We start from the raw sequence: 14,850 nt of genomic DNA, 5'->3' as shown, positions 1-14,850 counted from the left end.
AAAAAGTTCAGTCACAGCATTAAACCACGGTATTTTTCGCGCAGATGATGGCGAATACCAATAGCGGCTAAATTAAGACCTACCACAATAATCACCAGCAGTAGCGCAGTGGCAAAGACTAATGGCCGGGCAGCTTCTACATTGGGGCTTTGGAATGCCATATCGTATATCTGAAAGCTTAAATGCATAAATTTACGTTCTAAATGCAGGAATGGGAAAACGCCGTCTACTGGCAATAATGGCGCTGATTTCACTACTCCCACCAACATCAAGGGAGCCGTTTCCCCTGCGGCTCGCGCTACCGCCAAAATCAACCCGGTTATCATCGCCGGGGCAGCCATCGGCAACACAATATGCCACAGTGTCTCGGCTTTACTGGCCCCTAGCGCCAATGACCCCTGCCGCAAGCTGGCCGGAATGCGCGATAACCCCTCCTCAGTAGCAACAATCACCACCGGCAATGTCAATAAAGCCAGCGTTAACGCCGCCCATAGCACGCCCGGCGTACCAAATGTCGGGTTAGGCAAAGCTTCGGGATAAAACAGTTTATCCAGTGAGCCACCGATAAAATAGACAAAGAAACCGAGGCCAAACACCCCATAAACAATGGACGGTACACCAGCTAAATTCACCACGGAAATACGAATCATCCGAGTCAGCCAGTTTTTCCCTGCATATTCATGTAAGTAAACCGCGGCAATCACCCCCAATGGCATGACCACAATAGACATCAGGATCACCATCAGCACCGTGCCAAAAATAGCCGGGAACACCCCACCTTCAGTATTGGCGTTGCGCGGGTTATCTGTCAGAAACTTATGTGTTTGTACCGCGAAATGGCGTAGTTTCTGCCCGAGACTCATATCATTGGGGTACCAGGCACGGTTGATTTGGCTCAGTGGCAGTGGATGAACTTGCCCATTCATATCGCGCAACAGCAGAGTGTAACGGCTTTGGTCGCTTTGTAAGCCGCGTAATTTCTCCATCATCGCCTGATGGCTGCGCTGGAGTTCGCCCCACTCGGCTTCAATGCGGTCTTGCGCTTTGCCATCAAAATTACCGCTCATTTGCAGGCGTTTTTTCTGTAGCCGCAATGCTTCGAACTGTTGATTCAGCATGTTCATCTGACGGAACTGAATATCTTTGGACTGCCTGACCAGCGCTTGTATCACCGGAATACGTTTTTGCAGTTCCTGAGCTAAATTATCGCCCACCACCGGCTGACCGTTATCCAGCATTCCAGCCAGAAATCCGTATGCCGTACCATTAATGTGGCGGTCTAACACCAATAAATCTTTGGGCTGGCTGCGTTGTTGAATATCAGTGTCCAGCAAGCGATGAAAATCTTGCCCTTGTATCTCACGATTACCCGTCTTAATCAGATAACGGGTCACAGTTTCACCCGCTTCAGGCGGTAACATAATACCTGCCTGCTCTAGTTGTTCGCGTGGGATAGACTGCTGCTGATAAATTTCACCTATCACCCGGACAGGGCCGGCGGCGGTTTGTTTGAGTTCAAAAACGTAAACCGGACTGGGCCAAAAATAGCGCATCCCCTGCCCCGCCAACAATAAAACCACACCCAGCAAGGCCAGCAAGCTGATACTCACCGCCCCAGCCGTCAGCCAGATCCACGGCGAACCGGAAGCAAACCATTTTTTAGTGAAGCCAATCATCAGACAATCTGCTCCATTTGATAGCGTTCACGTAACCGCAAGCGAATGGACTCAGCGAGTGTATTGACTAAAAATGTGAAACAAAACAACACTAATGCCGTCAAGAACAGTACCCGATAATGGCCACTGCCCATCACCGCCTCCGGCATTTCAATGGCAATATTAGCGGCCATCGCCCGTAACCCCTGGAAAATGCTGCCATCGATAATCGGTGTATTGCCGGTCGCCATCAGCACAATCATGGTTTCCCCTACTGCGCGGCCAAAACCAATCATTAATGCGGAAAAAATACCGGCATAAGCTGAAGGCAGTACCACGCGAATTAGGGTTTGCCACGGGGTCGCCCCCAGCGCCAGAGAGCCCTGACTCAGTGATGGCGGCACGCTAAATAGTGCATCTTCGGCCAGCGAGAAAATGACAGGGATCAGGGCAAAGCCCATGGCAACCCCCACTACTAAGGCATTGCGCTGGTCATAATTATCACCCAACCATTCATGCAACGGCACTCCCAACACCGCTATCGCCAGTTTTGGCCCCAACCAAAGTGCCAGCCAGCCAGTCAATAAAATGACCGGCAGCAAAATAATGACATCCCAGCCCGCAGGCAACTGGCGTGGCGTTTTTGCCGCCAATCGAGCGCTACCCCAGCCACATAATAAAATCATCAATGCCAGCAAGGGGGGCAACAATAAAATACCGGTCAAGTACTGTTCGATAACCGGAGCCAGCCAAATACCGGCAATCAAACCAATCACCACCGTCGGAAAGGCCCCCATCATCTCAATCGTCGGTTTAACTATTCGCCTTAGGCCCGCCGACATAAAATAAGCCGTATAAATGGCACCAGCCAATGCCAAAGGTACAGCGAATAACATGGCGTAGCCTGCGGCTTTTAAGGTGCCGAATATTATCGGTATCAGACTAAATTTGGCTTGATAGCTCTCTTGTGCCGAGCTTGATTGCCAAACATAGGCCGGTTCGGGGTAATTCTCATACCACACCCGCTGCCATAGGCTGCGCCAATTGATGTCAGGGTAGCGATTGTCTAATTGATAGGTAGTCCAACCGGCAGCATTCTCGATCAGCAAGTTATCGCCCCAAGGGGAGAATGCGGCATGAGTCATTCCCGCCACCAGTTTATGCTGTAATAGTGGTTCTGACTGGATACTCGAGAACAGTGATAGCTCGCCTTGAGGGGATAGTGAAGCAAACACCCGCCGCGTGTTTTCAGTGGTTAGTAAGCCCTTACCTGCAGGCGTAAAGCTGCGAATTCGCGTCAAATGATATTGGTTGTCTGGCCCTTTAGGTACATCAAACCATTGCGTGACAGCACCGTCCGGCGATTGAACCAACAGTGACTTTCCTCCCGCTAATAAAGAAAGGTGCAATGGCCCTTCCGACGGGTGTTTGTCATCTTGCAAAGAAACCACTTCTCGTAATGTCAGTTCAGCGCCAAATTGGTAGATAGACACCTGATGGCCGGATAACAGATAGAGCAGGTGCCCGTCGAGTGACAATAACAGTTGCTCAATGGTCTTGGGGACATCCGTCAGTTCGGTGACCTGCTGCCCTTGAGCAGTAAACATCCCGGCCATCAGACGACCATCTGCGGTAGTAGCGGCAATAGAAAAATGTTGGGGTTGCGGTTCAGCCAACACCAAATGACTCAGGTTTTGGCCGGTCAAATCCAGAAAACGCGGCTGCTCACCCAGCGGAAATTGCCAGCGGGGCGGTGTCGCTGAAAAATCGGGTTGCAGCAGAATAAAACGACCATTGCTCAGGCCAATGCCATATAAAGATTGTGCCCCCGCAGCACGACTGATTGATAGCGGTGGGGGCGATAGCGGGTGCTCACTGATAAGGCTTCCAGCAGGAGATTCACCCAGCTTATCCAGCCGAATGAAATAGCCTCTGCCCTTATCATCAATGCGATACCCTACCAGCCCTTGGGCATCAGCTCCCATAGCAAGCGTCGGCGCACTACGATTCACGGCAAACTGATGATGCAAATTGATGGATGCGGGCTTAAATAGAGGCAGAACGGCGTACAATAAATAGACGAAAATTAGCATTAAGGTCAGCAGAACCAACAGGCCACTGCCCGTCACTAACATAAGCACCAGACGTTCAATGACAGCCCGGCGCTTATCTCTCCCTGATAGTGTTACTACGCCCGCTTGCTGCATAATCTTTGCTTGCCCCATGCCCTTACGCTATATGTCGCCTATGTTATCAAGCCAGCGCCTATCTATAATAGATATACCGCCAGATGACCGAGCATCTTATGTCAGTTTTGTGGCGTTTGCATGACAATGTAGGAGTTTTTAACCAACAACGTTAACTCGTGATATCTGTTGGACTTTCTTGTCAATCTTTCGCAATAATGATTGAGGACACTAAATACTCCCACAATAATCTTACTGGAGTTGCAATGGGTCAGGAAAAGCTCTACACCGAAAAAGAACTCAGTTGGTTATCTTTTAATGAACGGGTATTGCAGGAAGCGGCGGATAAGAGCAATCCACTTATCGAGCGGATGCGATTTCTTGGCATTTACTCCAATAATCTCGACGAATTTTATAAAGTCCGTTTCGCCGATCTGAAACGGCGCATTTTAATTAGCGAGGAGCAAGGCTCAGCCGTCACCTCTCGCCATTTGCTGAAAAAAATCCAAAGTAAAGTGGTGAAAGCCGATCAAGAATTTGACGGGCTTTATAACGATCTATTGCTGGAAATGGCGCGTAATCAAATCTTCCTGATTAATGAGCGGCAAATTTCCGAGAATCAGCAAATCTGGTTAAAGCTATATTTCAAACAGCATCTGCGCCAGCACATCACGCCGATTCTGATTAACCACGACACTAATTTGGTGCAATTCTTAAAAGATGATTACACCTATCTGGCAGTAGAAATTATCCGTGGTCAGGAAATAGCCTATGCGCTGTTAGAAATACCTTCAGACAAAGTACCACGCTTCGTTAATTTACCACCGGAAGCTCCTCGCCGTCGCAAGCCAATGATATTACTTGATAATATTCTTAGGTATTGTCTCGATGAGATTTTTAAAGGCTTCTTTGATTACGACGCGCTGAATGCCTATTCCATGAAGATGACCCGCGATGCGGAATATGATTTGGTCACTGAAATGGAATCCAGCCTGCTGGAATTGATGTCGTCGAGCCTAAAACAGCGCCTGACCGCTGAGCCAGTACGTTTTGTTTATCAACGCGATATGCCTGATGAAATGGTGGAGTTACTGCGCAATAAACTGGGCATCTCTAACGATGATTCTGTCATTGCCGGTGGCCGTTACCATAATTTCAAAGACTTTATCAGCTTCCCGAATGTGGGGAAAAGCAATCTGGTTAACAAACCCTTGCCGCGTCTGCGCCATATTTGGTTTGATAAATTCCGCAATGGTTTTGATGCCATTCGCGAACAGGATGTGCTGCTGTATTACCCTTATCACACCTTCGAACACGTATTGGAATTGCTGCGTCAGGCATCATTCGACCCCAGCGTTTTGGCCATTAAAATCAATATTTACCGCGTTGCCAAAGATTCACGCATTATCGAATCAATGATCCATGCTGCTCATAATGGTAAAAAAGTGACGGTGGTGGTGGAATTACAGGCGCGTTTCGATGAAGAAGCCAATATTCATTGGGCCAAAAGTCTGACTGCCGCGGGCGTGCATGTTATTTTCTCCGCGCCGGGGCTGAAAATTCATGCCAAATTATTCTTAATCTCTCGGCTCGAAGGCGAGGAGATCGTGCGTTATGCTCATATTGGCACCGGTAACTTTAACGAGAAAACAGCTCGTATTTATACCGACTATTCTTTGCTGACGGCTGATGCGCGTATTACCAATGAAGTGCGACGGGTATTTAACTTTATTGAAAACCCTTACCGCCCGGTCAAGTTCGATAATCTGATGGTGTCACCACAGAACTCACGCTTGATGTTGTATCAATTGATTGATCAGGAAATTATTCATGCTCAGGCGGGAGAAAGCGCCGGCATTACCCTGAAGATAAATAATTTAGTGGATAAAGGCCTGGTAGATAGGTTATATAGCGCCTCCAGTGCGGGCGTGAAAATCCGGCTATTAGTGCGAGGGATGTGTTCGTTAATCCCCAATATGCCGGGGATCAGCGATAATATTCAGGTCACCAGTATTGTTGATCGCTTCTTAGAGCATGACCGGGTGTACGTTTTTGAGAATAAAGGCGACAAACTAGTCTATCTCTCTTCCGCCGACTGGATGACCCGTAACATTGATTATCGTATTGAGGTGGCAGTCTCATTACTCGACCCGAGGTTAAAGCAGCGGGTGCTGGATATTTTAGAGCTGTTATTCAACGACACGGTGAAAGCCCGTTATATTGATAAAGAACTGAGTAATCGTTATGTACCGCGTGGAAATAGGCGCAAAGTACGTGCACAGATTGCCATCTATGATTATTTAAAAGCGCTGGAACAACCAGACGCATCGAGCTAAAACTATGCCGCTAACCAACAATTCAATTACCTCGAAACCGCAAGAAATTGCTGCTATCGACCTGGGATCTAACAGTTTTCATATGGTCATTGCCCGCGTCGTCAACGGCGCGTTGCAGGTTTTAGGGCGCCTGAAGCAGCGCGTGCATCTGGCTGATGGTCTGGATAGCAATAATATGCTCAGTGAAGAAGCCATTGAGCGGGGTCTGGCTTGCCTAGCCCTGTTTGCAGAGCGTTTGCAAGGTTTCTCACCCGATAATGTCTGCATCGTGGGGACGCATTCACTACGACAAGCGGCGAATGCAGAGACTTTCCTCAAGCGCGCCGCCGAAGTTATTCCTTACCCGATCGAAATTATTTCGGGTCAGGAAGAAGCGCGTCTGATTTTCATGGGAGTCGAACATACCCAGCCGGAGAAAGGCCGTAAACTGGTGATTGATATCGGTGGTGGTTCAACCGAGTTGGTGATTGGCGAAGATTTTGAACCTCTGCTGGTTGAAAGCCGCCGTATGGGGTGTGTCAGTTTTGCGCAACAGTTTTTCCCACATGGCGAAATCAGTAAGACAAACTTTAAACGCGCCCGCCTGGCTGCTGCACAAAAGTTGGAAAATCTTGCCTGGCAATACCGCATTCAAGGCTGGCAATATGCTCTGGGTGCATCCGGCACCATTAAGGCCACCTACGAAGTATTGGTGGAAATGGGCGAGAAAGACGGGTTGATCACCCCAGAACGCCTCGAAATGCTGGTTGAGCAAGTACTGCAATACAAACACTTCTCTGCACTAAGCCTGCCGGGGTTATCGGAAGATCGCCAATCGGTATTTGTGCCTGGTTTGGCTATCTTGTGTGGTGTGTTTGATGCATTAGCAATCAAAGAGTTACGTCTGTCTGATGGTGCATTGCGTGAAGGCGTGTTGTACGAAATGGAAGGCCGTTTCCGTCATCAAGATATCCGTCAGCGCACAGCTAAAAGTTTGGCCGAACACTACAATATTGACCGGGAGCAAGCCCGCCGGGTACTGGAAACCACCGAGCAACTTTATGCTCAATGGATGGCGCAGAATACTAAGTTGGTACAACCGCAGCTGGAAGCCTTGCTAAACTGGGCGGCCATGCTGCACGAAGTGGGGCTGAGTATTAATCACAGCGGGATGCACCGCCATTCTGCCTATATATTGCAAAATACCAATCTGCCCGGCTTCAATCAGGAGCAGCAATTGCTGCTGGCAACCCTGGTGCGTATGCATCGTAAAGCCATTAAGCTTGATGAGTTGCCACGCTTGAATTTGTTCAAGAAAAAGTATTATTTGCCGTTAATTCAGTTATTACGCTTAAGCACGTTATTGAATAATCAGCGCCAATCGACCACCACACCGGAAACTCTGCGACTGATAACTGACGATAGCCATTGGACATTACGTTTCCCAGCCGGTTACCTGGCACAAAATAATCTGGTACAACTGGATTTTGAACGTGAACAGGCTTATTGGGATGATGTGGTTGGCTGGAAGCTAATCATTGAAGAAGAAGCAGCGGAAGAAACCGAATCTGAGGCCGAAACGCCCAAAACATAAGCAGAACAAATCCCGATGAGCTTATTTATAGTAAAATCGACTAACAGTCAGTGATTCGGGTGAGTGAGAGCAGCTAACACCGCTGCAATTTCAAGGACGCAGGAGAAAAGGGTAAATATGAAGAGACGGCCATCAACCCAACTAACAAAAATCATCTTGCTGGTGAGCTTTCTCATTCTATTTGGCCGCTTATTGTTTGCAGGGATCGCCTCTATTTCTCATCATCAGGAGCGACGTGAAGCACAACGAGTTGAATTGTCAGTGGATGGTGAACTTCCTGGCCCTCATGAGACAGATGTTAGCCCCTAGATTTTCGCACTCATGCGCTCGTTTTATATACACGGACATCACACATTATGCCAGTACCAATCATTCCGGTTTCGTTTTCTGCTGCAGCCAAAAAAACCTCTAAAAATAACGCGAAAAAACTGGCAGAAATACGCAATCGAATACTATCCCTCTTATTAAATAATAAAGCCCTAGTCGATGGCATTCTTGGCCGTCAGGATGAGCGGGAAAAACTCAGTGATGAGCAATTAGCTGAACAAACTTTAGAAATCAAAACACTGCTCGACGATCTGCACGCCGCTGACCTTGCCGACTTACTCGAAGCCTTGCCCAACGATGAACGTTTGGCATTGTGGCGGTTAGTCAAAAACGAGAAACGCGGTCAAACGCTGGTCGAAGTCTCTGAAACAGTGTGGGATACACTGATCAAAGAGATGAGCGATAAAGACCTGTTGAAAGCGATGCGCACCTTGCATGTCGATGAACAGGCTTATCTGGCTGAATACCTGCCGCGTAACTTGATGGGCCGCCTGTTAACGTCACTGGATCCGGATCAACGCGCTCGGGTACGGGAAGTTATCCAATATGGCCGTGATACTGTCGGTCAGATGATGGATTTCGAACTGGTGACGGTTCGGGCTGATGTCACCCTCGCCACCGTACAGCGCTATTTGCGTTATCGGAAAAATATCCCCGATGCTACAGATAAAATCTTTGTTATTGATCGCAAGAATACCTTACTGGGCGAACTGCCGTTAACTGCCATCCTGCTCAACGCACCAGATACCCAGGTATTTGAGGTAATGGAGAGCAACCCGACGACTTTCCAACCGGAACAGAAAGCCGAAGATGCCGCAGGTGCCTTTGAGCGTTATGACTTGATCAGTGCCGCCGTTATTGATGCGAAAGGCAAACTGATGGGCCGTTTGACCATCGAAGAGATCGTTGACGTGGTCAATGAAGAGAGCGACACCACCTTAAGGCGCATGGGGGGGTTGAGCCCGGAAGAAGACGTGTTCTCCCCTGTAGGCCGTGCGGTTCGTACCCGTTGGTCATGGCTGGCCATCAATCTCTGCACCGCGTTTGTCGCCTCAAGGGTCATTGGATTATTTGAAGACACCATCTCACAGTTAGTGGCATTGGCCGCATTAATGCCGATTGTCGCCGGCATTGGCGGTAACACCGGTAATCAAACCATCACCATGATTGTGCGCGCCCTGGCATTGCACCATATCCAACAGGGTAATGTGACCTTCCTGATGTTCAGAGAGCTAGGTGTCGCACTGATTAATGGTCTGGTGTGGGGTGGGATTATGGGGGTGGTCACCTACCTGCTCTATGGCGATCCCGCTATGGGCGGCGTGATGACGCTGGCAATGATGCTTAACTTGTTAATGGCGGCACTGATGGGCGTCATTATCCCGATGACCATGGCCCGTTTAGGCCGAGATCCGGCAATCGGTTCCAGTGTCATGATCACAGCTATTACCGATACTGGTGGCTTTTTCATTTTTCTGGGACTCGCCACTCTATTCTTAGTTTAATAATTATTATAATAAACAAATAATTAATTCAGCATCGAGCCAGAAAATCGCAACCATCCATGCTTAGCTATACTAAACTACTGAATATGACCGTTTTTCAAATACGGTCTATTTTTATGTGATGGATTTCCCCATCACAATCAACATGTTTGCGAGCAAAATAAGGCGTTATATGGATCTCAGCGCGGCTGAAAAACCGGCTCCTGACAATAAAACACTGCTACATATCACTATCATCAGCATCGTGGTGTTTTTGCTCGCATTATTTTGCATCCGCCTTTCTGAGCAATCAGAAAATCTGGCTCCTTTATGGTTCCCAACCGCAGTATTGATGGTGGCACTGTTCCACCACCCCATGCGCTATTGGTCGTGGCAATTATTGTCCGCAGGAATATGTATTGTTGCCGCCAATTATATTTTATATGGAATCAGTTGGTTCCCGCTGCCGCTGACATTGATAAACCTGACAGAAGCGGCTGCCGGCGCCTGGTTACTGCGTAAATTTCTCCAACCTAAAGATCCGTTAAATAACCTGTTCAGTTGGCTTAAATTCTCAATTTGTACCGTGGTTATCGTCCCCCTGATAAGTGGGCTGGCAGCGGCGTGGTATTTAGCGCCGCAAAACGGCAGCTTTACCCAAGTGCTGACGGTGTGGTTTATGTCTGAAGCCATCGGCATGTTGGCTTTAGGGCCAGTCGGGCTACTGTACCGCCGGGGTTATTTTAATATAACCAACAAAACCAAAGCGCTGTTCGACATGACATGGATGATGATAGTGTCACTGTCAGCTTGCTATCTTGGTTTGATGTATCTGCCATTTCCCTTTACTTTCATCATCATGGCATTGATCTGGACCTCCATCCGCTTGCCGCGTTTTGAAACCTTTACTATCTGTTTTCTGGCCACCTTGCTGATTGCAATGATGATCAATTTCAACCTGTTTACCCTTCAGGTTGATACCAAACTATCAGTACAGGCATTTTCCTTTATTCCATTATTGATGGTGCTGATTCCACCTCACGCTATGGCGATGGTGATGCACGCCTTTCGCATGGAAAAAGAACATATCGTTGAAAGTGAAAACCGCTTTCGCAATGCGATGGAATACTCGGCTATCGGCATGGCTCTGGTGTCGCCGGAAGGTAAATGGATGCAGGTCAACCAGGCACTGTGTAAATTACTGGGATACCGGCAGGAAACCTTACTCACCCTGACTTTTCAGCAAATTACTCACCCGGAGGATCTCTCCGCCGACTTGAAATTGCTTGATGATTTGTATCATGGTCATATCCCCAGTTATTCGATGGAAAAACGCTATATCCGCAGTGATGGCGAGGTGGTGTGGGCGCTACTGGTGGTCAGTGTGGTGCGAGACCATGAGCAACAGCCGCTCTATTACATCTCGCAGGTCGAAGATATTAATGATCTGAAAAAGAGCGAGATAGTTAACCGCCGTCTGATGGAGCGCATCACGCTGGCAAACGAAGCCGGTGGGATCGGTATCTGGGAATTGGATATCAGAAAGCAGCTGATCAGTTGGGATAAACGGATGTATGAACTTTATCATGTTCCGCTCAATACCCCGGTTGATGAAAGGGTCTGGCAGCAATACATTCACCCGGAAGATATCAACCGCGTAAAGCGTGAGTACAGTGCAGCCCTCACTCAACGTCAGCCGTACCGGCTTGAATTCAGGCTATTGCTGCCCAATGGCGAGATCGTCCATTTGCGTAATCAGGCCAATATGATTTGCGACAAAAATGGCAATATTTTGCGCCTGATTGGTACCACGCTGGATATGACCGAAATCAGAAATCTGACTGAAGCGCTGCATGAAGAGAAAGAGCGGTTACATATCACGCTCGATTCCATCGGCGAGGCAGTGGTGTGTACTGATCAGGAAATGAAAATCACCTTTATGAATCCAGTCGCAGAGAAAATGACTGGTTGGGCAAATACCATCGCACTGGGCCAACCCATACAGCATATTATTAAGCTCACTGATGGTATCGATGGGCCGGAAATTGATAATCCGATAGAACATTGTCTCACCCAGCGCCCTTATTCCTCACTGAATGAGTCGATGGTATTGCATCATCGTGACGGGCAACATTACGACATTCAGGAATCTGTCGCGCCACTGAAAACACTGGAGGGAACCATTGTTGGGGCGGTTCTGGTGTTCCAGGATGTCGGTGAGTCGCGCGCGATGATGCGCAAGCTCAGCCACAGCGCCTCTCACGATAACCTTACCGGCCTGCCAAATCGCGCCAATTTTGAAAATAAGTTGAAGGCCGCCAGCCAAAAAAGCATCGATTTTGACCAACAACACGCGCTGGCCTTCCTTGATCTGGACTATTTCAAAGCGGTTAACGACACCGCCGGGCACCCTGCGGGTGATGCGCTGCTCAAAGAACTCAGTCAATTAATGCGCCAGCATCTGCGCAACAGTGATTGTGTCGCGCGGCTGGGAGGTGATGAATTTGGTTTACTGATGCTCAATTGCACCCTACCTCACGCCAAAGCTATCACCCAAAGTCTGGTATCCATGATCAATGGGTATCATTTTTACTGGGAAGATAAGCTATACCGTATAGGTGCCAGTGCCGGTGTGACACAAATCAGTAGCAGCAATAGCCAGCGCAGCGAAATCATGGCGCAGGCTGATATCGCCTGTTATACCGCCAAACACAGCGGGCGTGGTCAGGTTTATCTCTATCAGCCGAGGCAAAAGCAGCTGTTAGCTCGCCAGCACGAATTGCTGAGTCGGGAAGATGTAGAAAGTATTCTCAGCGGGAATCAACTATTGCTACAGGTTACCCCGACCGCACCGCCGAAAACGCCGTTGTCAGTGTGTTTCTATCAGGTCAGTTTCGAGATTGATCGGCCACAAAGCCCGCTTGTCAGCCAGTCTGCCTTTGAGGAGGCGGCAACGTTGTATAATTTGCTGCCGAAAGTCGACAGTTGGATATGTGAGCAATTGTTAGTGGAACATGCCCAGGCCATTCATCAGAAAGGACTGGCGCTGGCGATCCCGCTATCAGAATTGGCGCTGCTCAAAGAGGATTTCCGTCAATCACTGCTCACACTGGTGCAACAGACCCTATTGCCGCCACAAAGCCTGTATTGGATGATAGATGAGTCCACATTACTGCAATATCCGTTTGCGATTGGTAACTTCCTCGCCAAACTGCAACAGCTAGGCTGCAAGCTCATTGTGAAAGAGTTTGGCCATAATCTGAATGATTTTGAATTATTAGCTGAGCACCGCATTGATTACCTGAAATTTAACAGCGAATTAATCGCCCATATTCATATTAATCAAATGGACGAAGTGCTGATATCCATTATCAATGGCACCGCACAGCGCGCGAATATCGCTACACTGGCAGGCCCGGTAGAATTAGCGCCGACTTTGAGTAAATTGATTGATATCGGTGTTGATTTAGCCGACGGCACAATGATTGGCCGCACTGAACCCTTATCTGAAGTACTTAACAACGGCTATTTCGCGATAAAATAGCACGATAAAATAGCCCGATATCCTGTCTTGACGATTGCCCCACTGACCACTCTAAGGTAAAGTCGCCCCCTTTTATTTGGCCTGGGGGCAATTATGTTCATTGGATTTGACTACGGCACAGCAAACTGCTCAGTTGCCGTGATGCGGGATGATGCTCCCGAGTTGCTGGTGCTGGAAAATAATGACGTCTATTTGCCCTCTATGTTGTGCGCCCCTACCCGCGAAGCCGTGAGTGAGTGCCTGCACCGCCACTGGCAGGTACCAACCGGCAGTGACGAAAACCAGCAACTGTTACGCCGCGCCATGGCGTTCAATCGCGAAGAAGATATTCCGGTGACAGCTGACAGTGTGATGTTCGGCCTGTCAGCGCTGGCTCACTATATTGAAGATCCCGAAGAAGTTTACTTTGTAAAATCGCCTAAATCCTTCTTGGGTGCCAATGGATTAAAACCGCAACAGTTGGCGCTGTTTGAGGATTTAGTCTGCGCCATGATGTTCCATATCAAGCGCCAGGCAGAATCGGTCTTGGCCGCTGAAATCAGCCAGACAGTGATTGGCCGCCCGGTTAACTTCCAGGGTTCTGGCGGTGAAGAAGCCAACCAACAAGCTGAAGGTATTTTACTGCGCGCCGCGCAACGCGCTGGTTTTCGCGATATCGCCTTCCAGTTTGAACCGGTGGCCGCTGGGCTGGATTTTGAGGCCACACTCAAGAACGAGAAAACCGTGTTGGTGGTAGATATCGGCGGCGGGACCACTGACTGTTCAGTGCTGCTGATGGGGCCGAAATGGCAAGGTCTGGCTGATCGCCAGCAAAGCCTGTTAGGCCACAGTGGTTGCCGTGTCGGCGGGAATGATCTCGATATCATGTTGGCATTCAAGCAGCTGATGCCGCTGTTTGGTATGGGTAGCGAAACCGAAAAAGGGATTGCGATGCCGTCGTTACCCTATTGGAATGCTGTTGCCACCAATGATGTTCCGGCTCAGAGCGATTTCTATAGCACAGTTAATGGCCGTTTCCTGCGGGATTTGATCCGTGATGCCGCTCATCCGCAGCAAGTTGAGCTGCTGCTGAAAGTCTATCAACAGCGCTTAAGTTACCGCCTGGTGCGGGCCGCAGAAGAGAGCAAAATTGCGCTTTCCGAGCAACAACAGGTCGCCGCGGCACTGGATTTTGTGCAACCAGAGTTGGGGCAAACTATCAGCCAACAACAGCTCGCCGAAGCCATATCCCAGCCACTGCAACGCATTCAAGAGCAAGTCAGTCTGGCGCTAGCCACCAGCCACGTCACTCCAGATGTGATTTACCTGACCGGCGGTAGCGCTCGTTCCCCGCTACTACGCGCGGCATTACAGCAGCAATTGCCGGGTATTCCATTAGTGGGTGGTAATGATTTTGGCTCCGTCACCGCCGGGTTAGCGAGGTGGGCGCAGACGTTATATCGGTGATGTTTTTATATTGATGTTGATGTTGATTAAGTGATCGGGTTCGGTTGTTAGAATTTCACTGTTCACTTAATCTCCGATGAACCAACCGCCAAAGGGTGCGGGCGCGCACCCTTGTGGAATCCCGCGTTTCGCACGTATCGCCTGCCCACTACGTGGGTTCCCTTACTCATCGTTTCGGCTGACGGAACGGGCCGATTCACTCCTGTTCAAGCGGCCCTCGCTCGGCGTCCATGCCTCGCGTCCTACCTCCACTCTTCACTCGGCGGCTCAAATGTGCTGTTAAACATCAAAAGCTAAAA

The 14,850-nt window shown here is 49.0% G+C and carries 8 protein-coding genes; 6 read left to right on the top strand and 2 right to left on the bottom strand.

Features of this window, described 5'->3' with window-relative positions; translation table 11 throughout:
* Positions 1-11: 11 nt before the first annotated feature.
* Positions 12-1,676, bottom strand: a complete 1,665-nt coding sequence (pstA, locus tag QSV56_RS11805; protein ID WP_046050454.1) for a phosphate ABC transporter permease PstA — start codon at positions 1,674-1,676, stop codon at positions 12-14.
* Positions 1,676-3,862, bottom strand: a complete 2,187-nt coding sequence (locus QSV56_RS11800) for an ABC transporter permease subunit (RefSeq protein WP_301212522.1) — start codon at positions 3,860-3,862, stop codon at positions 1,676-1,678. Before QSV56_RS11800 ends, pstA begins: the two co-directional genes overlap by 1 nt.
* Before the next feature lie 245 nt (positions 3,863-4,107).
* Here QSV56_RS11800 and ppk1 point away from each other — a divergent pair, with 245 nt between their 5' ends.
* The 6 genes from ppk1 to yegD all read left to right on the top strand — a co-directional run bounded on the left by ppk1 (position 4,108) and on the right by yegD (position 14,551).
* A complete protein-coding gene (gene ppk1 / locus QSV56_RS11795) occupies positions 4,108-6,177 on the top strand; it encodes a polyphosphate kinase 1 (RefSeq protein ID WP_019081785.1) in 2,070 nt (689 codons plus the stop codon).
* A 4-nt stretch (positions 6,178-6,181) separates the two neighbouring features.
* Positions 6,182-7,750 (top strand): exopolyphosphatase, encoded by a 1,569-nt coding sequence (gene ppx / locus QSV56_RS11790; protein ID WP_050335466.1) that lies wholly within the window; start codon positions 6,182-6,184, stop codon positions 7,748-7,750.
* A 117-nt stretch (positions 7,751-7,867) separates the two neighbouring features.
* Complete coding sequence (locus QSV56_RS11785) at positions 7,868-8,059, top strand: YfgG family protein (protein ID WP_011815811.1); 192 nt, start codon at positions 7,868-7,870, stop codon at positions 8,057-8,059.
* Between the two features lie 47 nt (positions 8,060-8,106).
* Positions 8,107-9,582, top strand: coding sequence for a magnesium transporter (gene mgtE / locus QSV56_RS11780; protein WP_005162151.1), 1,476 nt, complete (start codon positions 8,107-8,109; stop codon positions 9,580-9,582).
* A gap of 172 nt (positions 9,583-9,754) precedes the next feature.
* The gene (locus QSV56_RS11775) at positions 9,755-13,105 is read left to right on the top strand and encodes a diguanylate cyclase (protein WP_050298642.1); all 3,351 of its coding nucleotides are present in this window, start codon (positions 9,755-9,757) and stop codon (positions 13,103-13,105) included.
* A 93-nt stretch (positions 13,106-13,198) separates the two neighbouring features.
* The gene (gene yegD, locus QSV56_RS11770) at positions 13,199-14,551 is read left to right on the top strand and encodes a molecular chaperone (RefSeq protein WP_019081788.1); all 1,353 of its coding nucleotides are present in this window, start codon (positions 13,199-13,201) and stop codon (positions 14,549-14,551) included.
* The last annotated feature ends 299 nt before the right edge of the window (positions 14,552-14,850 follow it).

This window comes from Yersinia sp. 22-579, assembly GCF_030433455.1.
Classification (GTDB): domain Bacteria; phylum Pseudomonadota; class Gammaproteobacteria; order Enterobacterales; family Enterobacteriaceae; genus Yersinia; species Yersinia enterocolitica.
This window is presented reverse-complemented; position numbering and strand designations above follow the sequence as displayed.

Bases quoted from the DNA above. Each gene is read 5' to 3' on its own strand.
- pstA (WP_046050454.1), bottom strand. From the start codon at position 1,676: ATGATTGGCTTCACTAAAAAATGGTTTGCTTCCGGTTCGCCGTGGATC.
- QSV56_RS11800 (WP_301212522.1), bottom strand. From the start codon at position 3,862: ATGCAGCAAGCGGGCGTAGTAACACTATCAGGGAGAGATAAGCGCCGG.
- ppk1 (WP_019081785.1), top strand. From the start codon at position 4,108: ATGGGTCAGGAAAAGCTCTACACCGAAAAAGAACTCAGTTGGTTATCT.
- ppx (WP_050335466.1), top strand. From the start codon at position 6,182: ATGCCGCTAACCAACAATTCAATTACCTCGAAACCGCAAGAAATTGCT.
- QSV56_RS11785 (WP_011815811.1), top strand. From the start codon at position 7,868: ATGAAGAGACGGCCATCAACCCAACTAACAAAAATCATCTTGCTGGTG.
- mgtE (WP_005162151.1), top strand. From the start codon at position 8,107: ATGCCAGTACCAATCATTCCGGTTTCGTTTTCTGCTGCAGCCAAAAAA.
- QSV56_RS11775 (WP_050298642.1), top strand. From the start codon at position 9,755: ATGGATCTCAGCGCGGCTGAAAAACCGGCTCCTGACAATAAAACACTG.
- yegD (WP_019081788.1), top strand. From the start codon at position 13,199: ATGTTCATTGGATTTGACTACGGCACAGCAAACTGCTCAGTTGCCGTG.